This is a genomic window from Leucogemmata humicola, assembly GCF_055379415.1.
Genome location: NZ_AP040875.1, coordinates 554,243 through 573,120 on the forward strand (window position 1 = coordinate 554,243; position 18,878 = coordinate 573,120).

The 18,878-nt window shown below is 62.5% G+C and carries 16 protein-coding genes; 10 read left to right on the forward strand and 6 right to left on the reverse strand.

Annotated features, from left to right (window positions below; translation table 11 throughout):
• Positions 1-2: 2 nt before the first annotated feature.
• Positions 3-431: a response regulator gene (locus tag AC6H4Z_RS02175; RefSeq protein WP_497545094.1), complete on the reverse strand. Its 429-nt coding sequence runs from the start codon at positions 429-431 to the stop codon at positions 3-5.
• 151 nt (positions 432-582) lie between these two features.
• Here AC6H4Z_RS02175 and AC6H4Z_RS02180 point away from each other — a divergent pair, with 151 nt between their 5' ends.
• From AC6H4Z_RS02180 to AC6H4Z_RS02195, 4 genes are read left to right on the forward strand one after another with little or no spacing between them, the layout of a single operon-like run.
• A complete protein-coding gene (locus AC6H4Z_RS02180) occupies positions 583-1,155 on the forward strand; it encodes an RNA polymerase sigma factor (RefSeq protein WP_497545095.1) in 573 nt (190 codons plus the stop codon).
• The gene (locus AC6H4Z_RS02185; RefSeq protein WP_497545096.1) at positions 1,152-1,775 is read left to right on the forward strand and encodes an early set domain-containing protein; all 624 of its coding nucleotides are present in this window, start codon (positions 1,152-1,154) and stop codon (positions 1,773-1,775) included. Before AC6H4Z_RS02180 ends, AC6H4Z_RS02185 begins: the two co-directional genes overlap by 4 nt.
• Positions 1,772-2,434 carry a hypothetical protein gene (locus tag AC6H4Z_RS02190; protein WP_497545097.1) on the forward strand — a complete coding sequence of 221 codons (663 nt, stop codon included), beginning with the start codon at positions 1,772-1,774 and terminating at the stop codon, positions 2,432-2,434. Before AC6H4Z_RS02185 ends, AC6H4Z_RS02190 begins: the two co-directional genes overlap by 4 nt.
• Positions 2,435-2,463: 29 nt before the next feature.
• Positions 2,464-3,561: a glycogen-binding domain-containing protein gene (locus AC6H4Z_RS02195; RefSeq protein WP_497545098.1), complete on the forward strand. Its 1,098-nt coding sequence runs from the start codon at positions 2,464-2,466 to the stop codon at positions 3,559-3,561.
• A gap of 7 nt (positions 3,562-3,568) precedes the next feature.
• On the opposite strand, the gene AC6H4Z_RS02200 is transcribed toward AC6H4Z_RS02195, so the two are convergent.
• Positions 3,569-4,837: a serpin family protein gene (locus AC6H4Z_RS02200; RefSeq protein WP_497545099.1), complete on the reverse strand. Its 1,269-nt coding sequence runs from the start codon at positions 4,835-4,837 to the stop codon at positions 3,569-3,571.
• A gap of 281 nt (positions 4,838-5,118) precedes the next feature.
• On the opposite strand from AC6H4Z_RS02200, the gene metK reads away from it, so the two are divergent.
• Positions 5,119-6,204, forward strand: a complete 1,086-nt coding sequence (metK, locus tag AC6H4Z_RS02205) for a methionine adenosyltransferase (RefSeq protein WP_497545100.1) — start codon at positions 5,119-5,121, stop codon at positions 6,202-6,204.
• Between the two features lie 242 nt (positions 6,205-6,446).
• On the opposite strand, the gene AC6H4Z_RS02210 is transcribed toward metK, so the two are convergent.
• Positions 6,447-7,259, reverse strand: coding sequence for a peptidase associated/transthyretin-like domain-containing protein (locus tag AC6H4Z_RS02210; protein WP_497545101.1), 813 nt, complete (start codon positions 7,257-7,259; stop codon positions 6,447-6,449).
• Between the two features lie 153 nt (positions 7,260-7,412).
• On the opposite strand from AC6H4Z_RS02210, the gene AC6H4Z_RS02215 reads away from it, so the two are divergent.
• Positions 7,413-8,702, forward strand: coding sequence for a PQQ-dependent sugar dehydrogenase (locus AC6H4Z_RS02215; RefSeq protein ID WP_497545102.1), 1,290 nt, complete (start codon positions 7,413-7,415; stop codon positions 8,700-8,702).
• Positions 8,703-8,812: 110 nt separating this feature from the next.
• Here the strand turns inward: AC6H4Z_RS02215 and AC6H4Z_RS02220 are convergent, their stop codons facing one another.
• Both AC6H4Z_RS02220 and AC6H4Z_RS02225 read right to left on the reverse strand, forming a co-directional pair.
• Positions 8,813-9,544, reverse strand: a complete 732-nt coding sequence (locus AC6H4Z_RS02220) for a hypothetical protein (RefSeq protein WP_497545103.1) — start codon at positions 9,542-9,544, stop codon at positions 8,813-8,815.
• A 224-nt stretch (positions 9,545-9,768) separates the two neighbouring features.
• Positions 9,769-10,785 carry a carboxypeptidase-like regulatory domain-containing protein gene (locus tag AC6H4Z_RS02225; protein ID WP_497545104.1) on the reverse strand — a complete coding sequence of 339 codons (1,017 nt, stop codon included), beginning with the start codon at positions 10,783-10,785 and terminating at the stop codon, positions 9,769-9,771.
• 362 nt (positions 10,786-11,147) lie between these two features.
• Between AC6H4Z_RS02225 and AC6H4Z_RS02230 the strand changes: the two genes are divergently transcribed.
• Complete coding sequence (locus AC6H4Z_RS02230; RefSeq protein ID WP_497545105.1) at positions 11,148-12,584, forward strand: M16 family metallopeptidase; 1,437 nt, start codon at positions 11,148-11,150, stop codon at positions 12,582-12,584.
• Positions 12,581-14,017, forward strand: coding sequence for a M16 family metallopeptidase (locus AC6H4Z_RS02235; RefSeq protein WP_497545106.1), 1,437 nt, complete (start codon positions 12,581-12,583; stop codon positions 14,015-14,017). Before AC6H4Z_RS02230 ends, AC6H4Z_RS02235 begins: the two co-directional genes overlap by 4 nt.
• A 9-nt stretch (positions 14,018-14,026) precedes the next feature.
• Here the strand turns inward: AC6H4Z_RS02235 and AC6H4Z_RS02240 are convergent, their stop codons facing one another.
• A complete protein-coding gene (locus AC6H4Z_RS02240; protein WP_497545107.1) occupies positions 14,027-15,142 on the reverse strand; it encodes a L,D-transpeptidase family protein in 1,116 nt (371 codons plus the stop codon).
• A 379-nt stretch (positions 15,143-15,521) separates the two neighbouring features.
• Between AC6H4Z_RS02240 and deoC the strand changes: the two genes are divergently transcribed.
• Complete coding sequence (gene deoC, locus AC6H4Z_RS02245; protein WP_497547002.1) at positions 15,522-16,451, forward strand: deoxyribose-phosphate aldolase; 930 nt, start codon at positions 15,522-15,524, stop codon at positions 16,449-16,451.
• 20 nt (positions 16,452-16,471) lie between these two features.
• Positions 16,472-18,865: an aldehyde dehydrogenase family protein gene (locus tag AC6H4Z_RS02250; protein WP_497545108.1), complete on the forward strand. Its 2,394-nt coding sequence runs from the start codon at positions 16,472-16,474 to the stop codon at positions 18,863-18,865.
• Positions 18,866-18,878 lie beyond the last annotated feature (13 nt).

Below are 18,878 nucleotides of genomic sequence, written 5' to 3' on the forward strand. Positions count from 1 at the left end.
CGCTAGTGTGAGATCAGCGCGAGGTATGCGTCGACACGCCTGACCAGCTCGGTCGGGCTGACTGGCTTGAGGATGAAGCCGTCGAAGCTCGACTTGCCCACGAGATCCGCCGTCGAGACGACGTGCGCGGAGAAGGCGATGAGCGGGATCGTGCTGGTGGCGGGGTCGGATTTCAGGATCCGGCTCGCCTGCCAGCCGTCCAATCCAGGCAGACCGATGTCCATGAGCACGAGGTTAGGTCGGTTCGACCGCGCCAACTCAACGGCGTCCGTGCCGTTCGTGGCCTCGTCGACCCGATAGCCGTAGTGTCGCAGGATCAGTCCATATACGCGCCGAGTGTCATCATTGTCCTCGGCAAGTAGGACCACTCGCTGTTCCCGCGCCTCGCTCTGGGTGCCCCCCGTTACCTCGATAGCCTGCACCGTCGACATCTCCAGCCTCCCAGCGCCACAGCGACAGTACGCTCGTGGCTTTTTCATCTTCCGCGGCCTTAATTGCAGAAAGTGGACCCAGGGTGACCCTGGCTTCTCGACCCAGGTTGGGCTCTAAGAACCCCGTCGAGGAACGAGTACGCGACTTCTCTTGCAACGACCCGTACCCCCGCACGCCATCGTCCTGGATGCGACAACAATCAGCCGAGCCAAGCTCGGCGATATCAGCGCATTCACATCGATCGTAGAGGCGTACTATCCGAGGTGCCTTCGGTTTGCGCGCGCGATGCTGCGCAATGCCGACGACGCCGAGGACATGGTGCAAGAAACGTTCGTTCGTTTATACCGGGCGCTGCCGCGGTATGAAGAACGCCAACGCTTCGAGTCGTGGCTCTTTCAGATCCTCGGGAACTGCTGCCGCACGGCGAACACCGTGCACCATCGCGAAGCTGGACGCGTGGTCGACGACGAAATCGCGTTGGAGCGCGTGCCGTCGACGGACATCCCCGGTCAGTCGTTCGATCATGAGTGGGGAGACGCGGTTCGCCGCGCGCTCGCCAAAGTTCCGGATTACAATCGAGAGATTTTCTTGCTGCATTACATAGAAGGGTTCGGTTACGACGAGATCGAACGGATGACAGGCGTGAAACAATCCGCGCTGAAAATGCGCGTGAAGCGCGCGAGCGATCTGTTGCGATCGCTGCTGTCGACGGAGGCCGAATGAACACGCCTGACGATCCAATCGTGCGACGCGCTGCCGACGAGCTTCGTCGGATGCCAGCCGTCAACGACGATGCAATAAGGCGTGTCGTACAGGCCGCCGCCGCCGCGCGTCTCGCGCCCGCCGATGAGCCCGCCGAGGTGACGCCACGTCGCGGACGTTCGATTCGTGTGTGGAGTGCGGTCGGTATGGCAGCCGCCGCGGCGATCGTTGGTTTCGTCGCGCGTGGGTCGTTCACGTCGAAGCCGAGTGCTGTGCCGCAGCCAATGGCTGCAGTGGCGGCGGCGCCGGTCGTGTCGAATCCGACGGAGTCGACGTCGCGCTTCGTTGCCTCGAAGGCGTCGGATGTCGTCGCGATTCCTCAGCAATTCGTGCTCGAGCGTTCGCGTGCCGCTCGCGTTTCTGTCGTTGGTGATTTCAACAACTGGAATCCGTCGGTCACGCCAATGGTCCGTTCGTCCGACGGCGCGTTCTGGTCGGCAATCGTGCCGATTCTTCCAGGTCGGCACATGTATGGCTTTATGGTCGACGATTCGATCTTCGTGCTCGATCCTCGCGCGCAAAAGGATCGTGATCCGGACCTCGGGACCGAGGGTTCTGTTCGCATGGTGAGTCGCCCATGAAGCGCGTCGCTTTGACGGTTGCGCTGTTGGGCATTGCGGCACGGCTTTCCGCACAAGCAGCACCGAGCGCGCAGCCATTGTTGACCGGCGACCGCGACGCGAACGAACAGCTCACGAAGATAGTCGAAACGACTCGAGAGAATGGGCTGCCGATCGATCCGATCGTGGCCAAGGTGCAGTACGCCGTTCTCGTAGCCCACGCCGAGCCGACGCGAATCGTCGCCGCGGCGCGCGCGGTTGCCGGACGACTCTCGGCGGCGCGCGACGCCCTGGCTCCGGCAACAGCGAACGACATCACTGCCGGCGCCAACGCCCTCGGCTCAGGCGCCGACAGAGAATCACTTCGCGCCGTTCGAACGGCGAGCGGTTCAAATCCGGTCGCCACACCGCTCGCGGTTCTCGCACAGTTGCTCGCGAGCAAAGTGCCGCTACCTCGCGCAACGGATCTCGTAACGAGCTTCCTCAAGCGCGGAGCGACGTCGGACCAACTCACGGCGTTCGGCAACAACGTCAACGCGGATGTCGCGAATGGCGCCGCCGCTCTCGCGGCGGTGGATACGCGGGCGCGTTTCCTCTTCGGGGTGCTCGCCCCAGGCGGCAGTGTAACGGGCGCGACATTGGCGCCGGGACTCAGCAGCGGAACGCCGAAAAAGCCGTAGCTCAGCACGATTAGGAATTACTTTGGGAGATGCGCCGAGCTCGGCTCATCTCCCTTTGTTTTGTTCTCGCGGCGCTTCCCGCGCGATCGACGGCGCAGTGGCAGGTCTCCGCCGACGCGGGTCTCGCGCATCTGCGCCAATCGGAGATTCCGGAATCCAATGCGTCGACGTTTGGCGCGAGTGCGGAAGTCCTTGGCGATGTCGCGTGGTTTCGGTCGAGCGTTCTTGCCGCGCGCACCACGAGCGATCGCTGGACGACTCAGGGTGTCGCGGTCGCGTCGCTGCTTGGTCCGGCGCAACGCGGTTTCCGCTGGGAGCTCTCTGGATCGTTCAGCGGTTTCAGCGAGACCAACGCGACAACGACGACCAGCGGGGAAGCGTTAGCGCGCGTGCATCTCGGCCGATCGTCGTTCGGCGGCGCGCTTGGGTTCGGTCTTGGCCACGTGAGCGTCGATGGTGGTGTTGGTGGCGCGTTGTATCACGGCCAGGGAGACCTTTGGCGAATCGTCGGCGACGATCGGTTTATCGGTAGCGTGTCGTTCGTGAACACGCCGCAGAGTTCACCGATCGCACAGGTGGAAATCGCACGCCTTTCGTATGCGGATGTCTCGGCAACGTGGCGGCGCGACAGAGGACCGCTGTCGATCGGCGCTACTGGCGGTTTGCGTGTGGGCCACGGTTCGGGCTGGGGCTCGGCTGACGCCGCACTTTGGATCCTGCCGCACGCGGCCGTCGTTGCCGCAGTTGGGCGTTCGCTCGAGGATGTGACGCGCGGTGTTCCGCGCACGCAGTACGCGAGCGTGGCGATTCGCCTCGCGGTGCGACCGCAGGCCTCGATTGGCTCGAGGAAACCTCAGCCGCGCGGTCCGACACTGATGGCGAGTCGAGAGTTCATCGAGGTGCGGAGCGAAGGCGCGTCGTCGGTCGAAGTGATGGGCGACTTCACCAATTGGTCGCCGGTCGCTCTGTCGCGCGACGGGAATGTATGGCGCTTGGGTCGCGCGCTCTCGCCGGGACTGCATCGCATCGCGCTTCGCATTGACGGCGGGGAATGGACGACGCCTGCCAATCTCCCGCGCATCACCGACGACCTTGGCGGGGCCGTCGGGATGTTGACCGTTCCCTGATGGCTATCTAGGTGGCCGCGGGCATGCGGGCGATCTTGCCCATGAACAGCACCGTGCCGGACAATCGTTCGCGAATCACGAAAATGTATGGTCGGTCCACGCGCATCGTCGTCACCACTGGCGCAGACGTGAGTGAGATTCCCACGATCGTGACTGCCGCGGCTTCAGTGCCGACCTCGTCGATCGCGACGAAGGTGTTCTGCTGGAGCAGTGACACGTAGAGATCTTTGCCGGCGGTGGACATTCGCGTGAAGTCCGCGTGACCTGGATCGAACGCGAGGCGCATGCCCTGCGCCTTCATGTCGTCGATCATCTTTCGTTTCCACGAGAACGTGACTTTCGGAAAGGAAAGATTCACTTCAGCGGTGTGAAAGCTGCTTGTCAGCGTCTGCCAGGACTCCGGTGTGAGCGAAGCGGCGACTGATTCGACGTCGCTGCCTGCTTTGGGCAGCAGCACGGTCATAGTGAACGACGAGTCGCCGTACGCGAGATCGACCGCCTGGTACGTGGGCGTCTCGGCGTATGCCATCTTGTCCTGCCGCGACATCAGCTTCGCTGTTTGATCGCCGCCCGTCGCTGCGTGAAACGGTGCATCGCGCGTATTTGCGGGGTCGAACTTGTCGCGCCAATTGCCCTTGAAGTAGATCGCGTTCATCAGGTACATGACGTCGAGCGGATCGACGCTCTGGAGCACCGTGGGGATGCGGCCATTGGTCTTGGCGCTCGCCCAGCCGTTCACGGCCGAGAGCGTGCCGGCAACGTCCGAGAAATTCTGCGCGGTGACCTGTGCGTCGAAGTACGTCGCGGCGTCGCTGAGGAAACTCTGATTGAACGGAAAGCCCGAGCGGTAGAAGATCGAGTTGGCGATCTTCATCGTCGTCGCCGGGTCGAGAGAAGTCAAAAGGCCGATCAGTGATTTGTATCCCGAGTCGATCGCGCCGAGCGATGCGTTGCCGAACTTGAGGGCCGAGCGCATTTCGTCGAACGTCTGGCCCGTCGCCCCGTTCATGGTCATGCCAAGCGCGAAGGATGCGCTGAGCGGTGAAACGAAAACGTTCGAGTCCTTTTGCGTGGCGTTGATGGTCTTCCACAGGGAGAACGAAAAATCGTTCGATGCGCTGAGCACGCTCTGTTCGGCGGGCGATAGCGGACGCGGCAACGCCGTCCTCGACGCCGCGCGCCCCGACGGGCCTGGATCGACGGTGCTGCCCGCACAGGCGGACAATAACCCGAGCAGCGAACAACCGATCGTGAACATCACACCGCGTACTTTCATGCGCTCATCCCTCGAGTTCTCGGGCCATGGAACCAACAGCAGCTACTTGCCCAACCGCCTGCTGTACGGATTGGTCATCCAATGGCTCGCGATGACTTGACTGCGCTGATGCAACAAGTACGTTCCGGTTCGCGCGGCGATTTCCCCGATTTGACGGGCCGCGCACCGGGAGCCCCGTGGCCCCGCCATAACCCGTCTAAGTCCTTGGGCGAGCAACAGCCCCGCGACGAAACGGTCGGGGGCTTTTTCTTTTTCCAGGCGACGCATCAGGCGGAGATGACATGAGCTCTTACACGTTCAGCTCGGAATCGGTCAGCGAAGGTCACCCGGACAAGGTCTGCGATTACATCGCCGACTCGATTCTCGACGCGCACTTGGCGGGAGATCCAAACAGCCGCGTCGCCTGCGAAGTGTTGTGCAAGAGCGGACAGGTCGTGCTCGCTGGCGAGATTACGTCGCGCACCACCGTCGACTACGAGGCCGTGGCTCGCCAAGCGATTCGAGAGATCGGCTACACCGATTCGTCCGAGGCCTTCAACGCCGACGGCGTGAAGGTGATTCAGTTCATCAGCAAGCAGTCGGGCGACATCGCCATGGGCGTGGACACGGGCGGCGCGGGCGATCAGGGCATCATGTTCGGTTACGCGAGCGACGAAACGCCGGAGCTCATGCCGCTGCCGATCCAGCTCGCGCATCGCTTGTCGCAGCGCGTGGCATCAGCGCGCAAGCAGAACGAGCGCGGCTGGCTCCGCCCCGATGTGAAGACGCAGGTGAGCGTTCGCTATGAAGACAATCAGCCGACGCGCGTCGAGACGGTGCTTGTATCGACACAGCACACGGCCGACGCGGCGCACGCCGACATTCACGACTACATCGCCAGCTGCATCGCTCCCGAAGTACTCGGCAACTGGTTCGGCCCGCACGTCGAAGTGCTCGTGAATCCGACGGGCCAGTTCATCGAAGGCGGACCGTCAGCCGACTGCGGCGTCACCGGTCGCAAGATCATCGTCGACTCGTACGGTGGCATGGGCCGTCACGGCGGCGGCGCGTTCAGCGGCAAAGATCCGTCGAAGGTCGATCGCAGCGGCGCGTACTTCGGACGCTTCGTCGCGCGACAGGTCGTGAAGCAGGGCTTCGCCAAGCGCGCCGAAGTGCAGGTCGCGTATGCCATCGGTCGTGCACAACCGGTGTCGGTGCGCGTTGACACGTTTGGCACGGGCGATTGGCGCGCTGCCGAGGATTACGTGCGGACGTTCGACTACCGTCCGGCTGCGATGATCGAGCGATTGGCGCTGCGTAATCCGATCTATCGTCAGACGACGAACTACGGGCACTTCGGAAAGACCGGCTTGTCGTGGGAGGCGTAGGCTTGGGCAGGTGCTGGGCGCTAGGCACTAGGCACTAGGCACTAGGCACTAGGCGCTGGGCACTAGAAATTCGGAATGAAGTTTTATTTGGATGAACGGCCCCGCGGAGACAGTTCTGCGGGGCCGTTTTCCTATAGCAACTTCCGAATTTCTAGCGCCCAGTGCCTAGCGCCCAGTGCCTAGCGCCCAGTGCCTAGCGCCCAGTGCCTAGCGCCTAGTGCCTAGCGCCTAGTGCCTAGCGCCTAGTGCCGTTCGCGCGTCCACATGAGAACAACGCCGCACGACGATCCGGTCATGTTGTACTCAGCCGGGATCGTCGCCGCGCCCTTGTAGATCTCGATCCCCGCGTACTCGTTCACCTGCATCCTATCGAGATCGCGCTGCGATTCATCGACGCGGATACCGTCGAGGTACACGTCAAACGAACACGACCCGATCGTCAACGCTGACTTGCCCGATTGGCGCGTCGAGACGACGTAGCATGGTGGGCCGCCCTTTCTAGAACACTGGACGTACGCCCCCGCCGAGATCATCACGTCCTGCATCTTGCGATTGTCGCTTTTTCGGAGCTGTTCCTCCGTAATGAACGTTCCGGCGCCCAACCGTCGCCGAGCTTCGAATGCTTGCAGTCCAGGCGAGATCGCCTTTCGGCCAGTCTCCGTCGACACCACCGTCGGCAGTGTTTGGGCGGCGTGCGAGAGAATTACCGTGATCGGCACGGTGTCATCCGGCGAGATCACCGCGACCATCGTTATCGGTTGATAGCCGATCTTCATGATCTTGATCAAGCTGCCGCTGTCGGGCAGGAATAGCAGCGCGACCGTTCCCGTCTTCGACGTGAGCGACGACGCGTGCGTCAACACGTCAGAGACCTCCGCGCCCTCGATCGGTTGGCCGGTGTCAGCGTCGTAGACGCCGAGCAGTCGTGCGCGGTACGCCGGCACGGCGACCATCGAGTCCGCCGACGACCGCGGTGGTGACGACTGCGCGCCGAGCGTCGGGCCGGCGTACAGGAGCCCAATGGCAAATCCAATGTTTCTACAGACGCGTGTCACACGACACAGCACCGGTCTATGCACGACGGCAATCTTCTCGTTGAGGAACTACGTCCACGATATGATGCTTCCTCGATTGGGGCCAGAGGGAGCGGACGCATGCATATGCTTTACAACTTCGCAAATCGTGAATTCGTTCCGGAGCCGCCGTCCATGAAGGTCGCTCGAGTCATTCTCACGGCCACGTTCGCAGCAGCTGCGTCGGGCATGGCGTGCTCGCGCGACTCGGCCGCACCTCGCCTCGACACCGTAGCCGCGGGCGCGTGCGCAGCGCAGGACGCGTCGCTCACGCTTCCCGCAGGTTTTTGCGCTTCGGTTTTCGCGGACGCGATCGGCGCGGCGCGCCACGTCGTCGTCGCACCGAACGGCGACGTCTTCGTCACGATTCAGGGCGGCAGCGCTACGGTCATCGCTCTTCGCGACGTGAATCACGATGGCCGCGCCGACAGTGTCGTGAAAATCGGATCGGGCAGCGGCGGGACAGGCATCGGACTCTACGGCGGATATCTGTACGTCGATCAGGGGCGTCAGATCATTCGCTATCCGTTGGCCACCGGGGCGCTCCAGCCTTCTGGTTCCAGCCAGGTAGTCGTGACTGGTTTACCCACCGGCGGCCACGACGCGCGCAACATCGCCATCGATGCGCAGGGCAATCTGTTCGTCAACGTTGGCTCCAACACCAACTCCTGTCAGCAGAGCGATCGCTCCGCGGGATCGGTCGGAGTCGACCCGTGTCCCGAGCTGTCGACACGCGCCGGAATCTGGAAATTCAATGCGAATACGCTAAACCAGTCCTTTGGCGGGTCGAACCGCTTCGCTACAGGTCTTCGAAATTCTGAGGGGCTCGCGTTCGCGTCGGACGGATCGCTCTGGGCCGCCACGCACGGCCGCGACCAACTGTACGACAACTGGCCCAAACTCTTCGACGCGAAGTACAGCGCCGAGAATCCGGGCGAGGAGTTGGTGCAGGTCAATCAGGGCGACGATTTCGGCTGGCCCTACTGCTACTACGCCGTCGCTGCGTCAAAGCTCGTGCTCGCGCCTGAATACGGCGGCAATGGAACGACCACACAGCGGTGCGATCAGAAGAAAAACGCGGTGGCGGCTATGCCAGGTCATTGGGCGCCGATGTCGCTGCTGCTCTACACCGGTTCGATGTTTCCCGCGAGGTACCGCAACGGCGCATTCATCGCATTCCACGGATCGTGGAATCGCGCGCCGGAGCCACAGGCAGGCTTTCGCGTTGTATTCGTTCCGCTCAGTGGCGGCCAGCAGAGCGGCGCCTACGAAACGTTCATCGATGGTTTCGCCGGCGGAAACACCGGCGCAGCCGCGCATCGTCCGGTCGGACTCGCGCAGGGTCCGAACGGAGAGCTCTACCTAACCGACGACAAGGGCGGGCGAGTCTGGCGCGTAGTCACGTCCGACGTCGGAACGCGCTGATCGCGCATCGTCGATCGCCGGAGGCTCGTCGCCCATTTGCTGTCCAACGTCCGGACGATAGACGGTCGGTCGAAGTACGTGTTCTAGCTCTGTAGGATCGACGATTGAAATCACAGGCCGATCCTGACACCAAGTCGCACGAGCAGCAAATGCGTCTCACTCTCGAGCGGTGTGATCGCGATCTGCGCGTTGGGAAGATCCTGAATGCTTCCCGGCTTGAGATACCGCGCGCGCCCACCAGCCACGTACTGCACGCCAACGTCGATCAGCACTTTGGTCAGCTTTTCGTACACCGGGAGGTACAGTCCACCGCCCGCGACCCACGTCGACGTCCAATCCGAGTAGTTCGTCGTGCTCGCGATGTTTTCATCGTTGTTCGTGCCGTCGACGCTGCTCTCGGTGAAAAAGAACTGCGAGCCAACGCCGGCATTGACGTACGGACGGATCTTTCCGCTCGGCCACGTCAGTTGCGGCCCAATACTCATCGGAAGCAGGTAGTTCGTCGTGCGAACCCTCACTTCCACTCGGCCGCCAACGGTCTCGCTGAACGGAACCCGAAACGATTCCTGTCCATAACCCAGGAACCCGACGTCGGCGCGCAGGCTGAGCGCGCCGCGCTGATCGAGCCGGAACTGATACGCACCGTCGACGCCGTAGCCGAAGCCAATGTTTTGTTGAAGTCCGCCAAGCGGACGGCTTTGAGTGAACGCAATGCTGCCGGAGCTGCGGCGTTCAAACTCGTTAGGAATGTGTTCGTCCGGCGTGCCTGTGATTTGTGCAGGAGCCGACGAGAGAGCAACGCCGCTGATCAGCGCCGCGAACGCGAAACGTGAAACCAACATACCAACCTCTGGGTGGGAGGCGTCGAACCATCTTGAGTCGTGCAACCCACCCCAAGGCAGAGGTCATGCCTTGCGCATCGCGCCGTGGTTTCTCGGTTCGTCTCGTTCCTATCTCGTTGCTACGCCGAGTCATACCATTGACTCGATCGTTCGATCACCGTCCGCCACGCGGTGCGAGGTTGTTCCCTCGCGCGGACGGTGATTGTCCGCGACTCAGGACGCCTTTACGGAATGCGCGCCTGCTCGCCGGGTCGCCCATTCATGAACTCGACTTTGAGCAGCGTTTGCTGCTCGTTCATGAATGCCGTCGACGATCCACGTCGACGATCAGTGTCGAGGCGATTGACCGACGTGATACCTGCGATCACCGGCACCGATGGCAGCGCTTCTTGAAACACCGTCACGGCTTCGGTGCCAAGCAGTCCAGCGACTTCGCGCGGGATTCGGCTGAGCCGAAGCACCGAGCGGCGAATCTGGAAGGTCTTGGGATCGAGGTACATCGACCCGCTGACGTCGGGGCTGCTGATACGTGCCGCAGCCACGAAGTCAACGCGCAGCAGCTCGACGCCGTCGATAGTCTCGGTACCACCGTTGTAAAAACAGTGATTGTCGAGGAACGGCTGGTCGGCGAACTGTGCGATCGTCGGAATGTTCAACATCAGCGTACCGCTGTTGTATCGCGTCTGACCCGAGCGCGTGAGCACGTCGCCCGGTCGATATGTCCAGCGCAACCGACTGTCGATGACGAGCGTATCGACACTGTCGATTCGGAGATCGCCATTCACCAGCGTGTGAGCGAGACGTCGTTCGGTGAGCGTGCGGAACGGATAGTGGTCAGTGAGAAGGCGATATTGATCGGCGTTCAGTCGAAGCTGGTCGAACACAGTCAGGAACGCCGAATCTCCGAGCGCCGTTGGCACGCCAGGTTCCACGCACTCGGCATCGGCGCGCACTTGCACGGGCGAGAGCTGCACGACGATGTGCGAGAGCACGACGCGCACTGTGTCCACGCCCCCCGGACGAACATCGACCGTGATGTCGACCGGTGAGTAGCCGAGATGGCGGATGCGAAGTTTGGTCGGGCCAACCGGAAGGTCAGTGAACGTGAACGTTCCGCTATCGTTAGTGAATCGCTGTTTAGAAAGCGCCGGTACCGAAACGGTGCTGTACGGCAGAGGAAGGCTGTTCTCCTTCATGACCACGGCGCCGACCACTGTCCCAGTGGTCTCGGTACGAAGCATCTGACTCGATGCGGGTGAGGAGAGAACTGCAAGCACGCCTGTGACAACGAGGGTGCGCTGAATGCACGACGTACAACGTGCGAAACCGGGGCGAAGCATAGACCCGTCCGCGTACAAATTGAGAAATGAAAAACGACTGCACTGCCAACTTTGTCATAATCCGCGCCGTCCGAGGCGGCGACCGTCGAACGGGGACGCGGCTCGCCCCTGGCGGCGCGGACTCAACCTTCGGCACTTGGGCGTCGATACTCATCATTGGCAGGAATGCCCACGAGGCGACGGCCAGGTGTTGCGCACCGGCTCGCAACTCGTAAGACATTCACAGAGATGTTCCGCCCTTCCCGCCCTTTCCATCGAATCGAATGCACACGACCCTCGGCATGACGCGACGCAGCGTGATGGCGTCAGTTGCTGCCACCGCGCTTGCGCTCCAGGCGAGCGTGGCGCAAAAGCCCATCACCGTTCGACCGCTTCCGTTCACGCGCGTCGAACTGCCGAATGGACTCGTGGCACTGCTCAACGAGGATCACTCATCGCCGATCGTCGGCGTGGGCGTGACGTACCACATTGGTTCGAAGGACGAACAAGCCGGTCGCACCGGTCTCGCACATCTGTGCGAGCACATGCTCTTCGAAGGCTCGCCGAACGTGCCGGCAGGGCAGTTCATGGCGACGATTCGCGCCGGCGGTGGCACGTCGAGCCGATGGGCCGAGACGAGCGAAGATCGAACATTCTTTTATGAAACGGTGCCGAGCAATCTGCTCGAGACGACGCTCTGGCTCGAGGCGGATCGTATGTCGACGCCCTTTCGCGCTACCGATTCGACTCGTCTCGACGTCGTTCGCGGCGCGATCAGGAACGAGCGCCAGGCGAACCGCGAAAATCTGACGTTCGGCACGTCGCAGGACATCACGCTCACCGCGCTCTACGGCGGCGAGCATCCGTATCGCGACCCGCTCGGTCCGATGGACGATCTGAACCGCGCGACCTACGGTGAGATGCGGTCGTTTTGTGCCCCGTATTACGTGCCCAACAATGCGATCGTCTCGATCAGCGGTGATTTCGAAATTGCGAAAGTGCGCGCGATGATCACGAAGTACTTCGGATCGATTCCGCGCGGTGCGGTCGTGACGCATCCAGTAATGCGGCCGACTCCCATGACCGCCGATCGACGCATCGTCCTCGAAGACCGGCGTGCACGCGACGCGCGTCTGCGTGTAGCGTGGCCGGGTGCCGGTTTCGCGAACGACGACAAGCTCGCGCTCAACGCGCTCGCCTCGGCAATGCAAGGCGATCGTTCATCAGGGTTGGTGAAGGCGCTGGTGTATGATCGACAGCTGGCGACGTTCGTGAACGTTGGACACTTCGACGTGGAGAATGGCGGAGTATTTCAGGTCGAAGTCGTGCCGCGCGCCAACGCGTCGCTCAGCGTGATCGAAGACGTGATCGACAGCGCCGTGCGCGTGTGGCGCGAAACGCCGCCCACCGAACGCGAGCTCAATCGATTCAAGAATGCGAATGCCGTGACGGCGATCTCGAGCCTGCAGGGCAGACTGTTTCGCGCCGACACCCTGGCGCAGGGCGAAAGTTGGGCGCGCGACCCGGTTGTCTACGCCAAGCAAGTGAATCGCGCATCGGCGCTCACGGGTGCAGACGTCCAGCGTGCCGCCGCGAAGTATCTCGTGCCCGGACGCGTTGTGCTGAGCATGATACCCGCGGGCAAGCTCGACTTGATCAGCAAGCCCGATCGTAAATACGAGAAGCTCTCGTCCGGCCCGCCGGCGGAGGCACGCCCATGACCGCAACCCTCGTGTCTCGCTCGCGAACGCTTGGCATTATTGCCTTCGCCGCTGTGCTCGTGCGTGATGCCGGCGCGCAGCAGCTCGACCGCAGCAAGCGACCAGCGATTCCTCCGCGTCCGCCCGTGACGTTCCCAGCCGTTCGTGTGGAAACGCTGCCGAACGGGCTGACTGTACGATTTGTCGAGAATCACGCGCTTCCGCTCGTTGCAGTGCGTGCAGCCATCGAAGGCGGCGCGTTGCTCGATCCTGCGGGCAAGGAAGGCCTGTTCACGCTCGATACGCTCATGATGCGCGACGGCACATCGTCGATGACCGGGAATCAGCTCGCGCAGGCAATCGACGAGCTCGGATCACCGCTGACGCCGACGCGCTTCACGACCGTGACCGAGGCGTTTGATCGTTCGCTCGCCGTCATGGGCGACATGCTCATGCACCCGACGTTTCCCGCCGACGCGATCGATGGACGAAAGGCCGCGATCGGCGCAGGGCTGCAACGCGCCGAAGGTATTTCCGCGACCCCAGGCCTTCGCATCTTCAACGCGATGGTGTTTGGGGCGACGCACCAGTTCGCTCGCCGAGTGACGGCGTCGACCGTCGCGTCGATCACGCGCGATGATCTCGTCAAGCTGCACGATCAGTACGTGCGACCGCAGAACGTGACGCTCACGATCGTTGGCGATGTGTCGGACCGCGCATTGATGGCGTCCGTCACGAAGGTCTTTGGTGGTTGGCAGCGTACCGGAGATCGCGCGGTCGTTGCCGTGGCGCCACCGCCGGTACCAAAACCAACCACCATCTATCTCTTCGATCGCCCTGGCTCGCCGCAGAGCACTGTATTCATCGGTCAGAGTGGCCCCGTTCGTTCGACCAGCGATTTCTATTCGCTCGAACAACTCGGCGCGCTCTTCGGCGGACCAACTGGAAGCCGACTGACGCAGAGTCTCCGCGAAGGACGTCCACTGACGTACGCTGTGTCGCACTTACCGGTGTGGCGCCGCGTCGATGATCCATCGTCGATCTTCGGCTCGTCGAACGTGGACGCGGTGAAGACTGACAGCGCGCTCGTCGTCTGGCTTGGCGAACTGAACGCACTCGCCGGAGCGCGACCGCCGAGCGAAAAGGAGTTGGAGTTCGCGCGGTCGGTTACCGTCGGATCTCTCGCGACGCGAATTGAAACGCTGGACGAAATCGCGAATCGGCTGAACATCGTGGCGAACAGCGATCTGCCTGCGAGCTACTACGCCGATTACATCGCCGGCATCAATCGCGTTACGACGAGCGATCTCGCGACGGCGGCTAAGCGGTACATCGATCCGTCGCACACCACGATCGTCGTCGTCGGTGATCGTACCGTGATCGAAGCGCCGCTCCGTGCGGCGAACATCGCGCCGGTCGTGCTCGTGGACGAAAACGGAAAGCCGATTCCCTGATTCTCGTCGCTAGTTCACGAACTCGATCGTAACTCCGGGTCGCACCGCCGCCGCCAGGCGCGCTGCGTCCCAGTTGGCCAAGCGCACGCAACCGTGAGAGCTCGCGAGTCCAATCGTGTGCGGCAACGGCGTTCCATGAATGCCGACATGGTCTTTCGTCGTTGCGATCCACACGATGCCGACCGGAGAATTCGGACCGGGCGGCAGCGTAGCGCGCGGGCGAGAGTCCGGCACGTCTGAGTACAACGACGGGTCGTAGTGAAACACTGGGTGCCACTGTACGTCCGTCACTCGGTACACGCCGCTTGGCGACGGGTCGTACTCCGAACCGACGGTCGTTGGAAAGTGAAAGACGATGGATCCATCGGCCGCGAGCGCGTGGAGATACCGTCCGTTTTTCGCGACGTGAATCTTCACGATCGTCTTCTCGTTCGTCGCGCGACCCATGCGGTTGGCGTCGAACGGCTCGACGTTCGGCACCCAGAGCGACATACCAACCGTGAGCGCCGCGAAGTTCACGGTCGGGTTCAGTCGATGCAGAATGTCGGTCACCGTATGGAAACGCTCATCGAGCATCTCGAGCGCCGATGCGTAGCACTCGCACGGAAGCTCGGCTTGGGCATACACGCTTGCCGGAATCCACCGATACGGACCGCGAATATCCTCGGCCGTCAGCGTGTACTGCACGACGGCTTCCGCTCCGCTCGTGATCGCGGCGAGTTTGGCGTATGTCGTCGAGTCCATTCGGCCGGTGCTGGGCAGGCCGTTGGCGTCCTGAAAAAAGTAGACTGCTTTCTTCATGTTCTGCCCGGCCTTGCCGTTCAGAACCCCACTCGAGAAGTGCGCCCGGTCGAGCAGAACCTGCGCGTGCAGAATCGCCGAGCCTTCGTCGTCATCGAAGTCTGCGGCGGTGGGCTGCGCGTTTGCATTTTCGGGAGTGAGCGCGGCAAGCCCGGTTGGTGGCGCGGCCGGCGCGGCCGGAGCAACTGGCCGTGGCGCCGGGGGCAGCATCGGTCCGGCGTTCGATGGCACATGTGGGCCGCCGATGTGCGACGACACATCGAGCGCAGCGGAGGCGCGCCAACTGGTGTCGCCCGTCGCCGAAATCGGCGTCAGATCGGCCACGTCGGGACCCTGCTCGGGCACCAGAACCGAAACGGGGCGGGTCCGGCACGCGCCGGCGGCGGTCAGAGCTGCGACAAGAACCAATCCAACGGCGCGCATCCAAGGCCTCCAAGTCGATGCAGGCCTTTACTTACACGATTCGTACCCATGCGCGGACGGGCTCTCGTCACCGCATGGGCGAATGCATACATTGCTACGACGGCGCCCCGTTTTCGCGCCCGATCCCGTGTCGCACCGGTGGCTCTAAATGACCGCAAAACCGAATCTCGACGCCATTCCGCGCAGCTCCGCAGCCGCGGTGCGCGATGGCTCGCGTCGGCCCACTCTCGTTGCATCGCCGCGTCCGCTTCCGGACGATCACGTCGAGCGCAATCCTGGCATGCCGCTCGACCTCGATGTCGTGCGTGCGATCCGCGTGAACCGCAGTGCAGTCGAACGACGTGCCGCGACCATCCCGACGCGTCGCACCGTGAAAAAGGAGTGGCAGGCCGCGTGGCTGCTTCGCGCCATCACGCTCATGGATCTCACGACGCTGTCTGGCGACGACACGCCCGGCAACGTTCGACGTCTATGCGCAAAAGCTCGCCACCCGCTGCGCGACGATCTCACCGAATCGCTCGGCGTAGCGGAACTCGGCATCAAAGTCGGGGCGGTGTGCGTGTACCACTCACTTGTCCCCACGGCTGTTGAAGCGCTCGAGGGATCGGGCATTCCGGTCGCCGCGGTGTCGACGGGCTTTCCCGCCGGCCTGAGTCCGATCGAACAGCGAATTGAAGAGATTCACGCATCGGTCGCGGCGGGCGCCAAAGAAATCGACATCGTCATTACGCGCGCGCACGTGCTCACGGGCAATTACGAAGCGCTGTACGATGAGGTGCGTCGTTTCCGCGAAGCGTGCGGCGACGCGCACATGAAGGCGATTCTCGCCACCGGCGAACTCGCGACGCTCGGCAACGTTGCGCGAGCGAGCATGGTCGCTATGCAGGCCGGCGCCGATTTCATCAAGACATCCACGGGCAAGGAAGGCGTCAACGCGACGATTCCGTTTGGCATCGTGATGTGCCGAATGATTCGCGAGTACTTCGAGCAGACCGGTTTCGCAGTTGGCTTCAAACCGGCCGGCGGAATCCGCGCCGCGAAGACTGCTTTGGATTTCCTGTATCTGATGAAAGAGGAGCTTGGTGATCGGTGGCTCCGGCCCGATCTCTTTCGCTTCGGCGCGAGCGCGCTCCTCACGGACATCGAACGGCAGCTCGAGCATTTCATCACGGGTCGGTACGCCGCGGCGCATCGTCATCCTATGCCTTGAGCCACACGCCAATCCATACCATGGCAACAGTCGCAGAGATTTTCCAAACGATGGAGTACGGTCCGGCACCGGAGAGCGACAAAGAAGTCCTCGCCTGGCTCGGAAAGCACGAGCGCGTATTCGGCCACTACATCGGCGGCGAGTGGACCGAGCCCGGCGAGCTGTTCGACGTCATGAATCCAGCGACGTCCAAGGTCATCGCGCGCGTCACGAATGGCTCGACTGCTGACGTCGACGCCGCGGTGGCTGCGGCGAAGCTGGCGTTACCGAAGTGGAAGGGACTCACTCCGCACGCGCGTGCGCGATACTTGTATGCCATCGCCCGCGGCATTCAGAAACATTCGCGAATGCTCGCGGTGCTCGAGAGCATGGACAACGGCAAATCGATTCGCGAAACGCGTGACATCGACGTGCCGCTCGTCGCACGACATTTCTACCATCACGCGGGTTGGGCACAACTCCTTCCCTCGGAATTTCCCGGCTACGAGGCCATTGGAGTCGTTGGCCAGATCATTCCGTGGAACTTCCCGTTGCTCATGCTCGCGTGGAAGATTGCGCCGGCTATCGCTGCAGGAAATACGATCGTGTTGAAGCCGGCCGAGTTCACGCCGCTCACTGCGTTGTGCTTTGCGGAGATCGTGCATGAGGCAGGAATTCCCGCGGGTGTGATCAACATCGTGAACGGTCACGGCGAAACCGGCGCTGCGATCGTGAATCACGCGGACGTCGACAAGCTCGCGTTCACGGGATCGACTGAAGTCGGACGTATCATCCGGAAGGCGACAGCGGGCTCGGGCAAGAAACTCAGCCTCGAGCTCGGTGGGAAGAGTCCGTTCATCGTCTACGACGACGCGGATCTCGACTCGGTCGTGGAAGGCGTGGTCGACGCGATCTGGTTCAACCAGGGCCAAGTGTGTTGTGCCGGTTCGCGCCTGCTCGTGCAGGAAGGTGTGGCGGACAAGCTCGTGGCCAAGCTGCGCGCGCGCATGGAGAAGCTGCGCGTTGGGTCGCCGCTCGACAAAGCGGTGGACATGGGGGCGATCGTCGCGCCCGTGCAGCTCGAGCGAATCAGGGGACTCGTTGAACAGGGTGTCACTGAAGGAGCAACGATGTGGCAGCCCTCGTGGGCCTGTCCCACGGAGGGCTGTTTCTATCCGCCAACCCTGTTCACCGATGTACAGCCGTCGTCGACCATCGCGCAGGTGGAAATCTTCGGGCCGGTGTTGGTCACGATGACGTTTCGTACGCCTGAGGAATCCGTCGCACTGGCGAACAACACGCCCTACGGATTGGCTGCGAGCGTCTGGACGGAGAGCATCAACCTCGCGCTCGACATCGCGCCCAAGATCAAGGCGGGCGTCGTGTGGATCAACTCGACGAACATGTTCGATGCGGCGGCGGGTTTCGGCGGCTACCGCGAGAGCGGCTTTGGTCGCGAAGGTGGCCGCGAGGGCATGTGGGAATACTTGAAGCGAGCAGAGAAGAGCGGCAAGCGAGAGACGGGAACTGTGGTGCGACAGCGCACGACGGGGAACTCGCAACCAGCCGCTCAGTCGTCCGCACTTCCGGCGATCGATCGTACGCCGAAACTATTCATTGGCGGAAAGCAGGCGCGCCCGGACGGCGCGTACTCGCGTCGCATCTACTCGCCTTCTGGTGAGTTGGTTGGTGAAGCGCCCGAGGGCAATCGTAAGGATATTCGAAATGCGGTCGAAGCGGCTCACAAGGCCGTTGGCGGTTGGAGTCGATCGACGGGGCATAGTCGCGCGCAGATCCTCTACTACATCGCGGAGAATCTGTCCGTACGGGCCGCCGAATTCGCGGGCCGAATTGACGCTATGACCGCCTGCGGCGCGCGTCGCGCAATGCAGGAAGTGGACGCGTCGGTTTCGCGGTTGTTCACATATGCTGCGTGGGCCGATAAGTACGACGGCGCGGTTCACAGCGTTCCGATTCGCGGCGTGTCGATCGCCATGAACGAGCCAGTCGGCGTGATTGGCTTGGCCTGTCCCGACGACTTCCCGCTCTTGGGCATGATTTCGCTCGTTGCGCCGGCGATCGCGATGGGCAATGCGACAATCGTCATTCCGTCGCAACCCCTCCCGCTTGCGGCGACCGACTTCTATGGTGTTCTCGAAACGTCGGATGTCCCGGACGGTGTGGTCAACATCGTCACCGGTGACAAAGACGCTCTTTCAAAAGTCCTATCGGAGCATGACGACGTCGAGGCCATGTGGTACTTTGGACAACGCGACGGCGTGAAGATGGTTGAGCTGGCGTCCGCATCGAACATGAAGCGGACATGGGCCAGCTGGCATGAGCGGCGATGGCTCGATCCCGACGACGGCGAGGGACGCGAGTTTCTCCGCGCGGCAACGCACGTGAAGAACGTCTGGGTGCCATACGGCGAATGAACTTCTCGGCCGG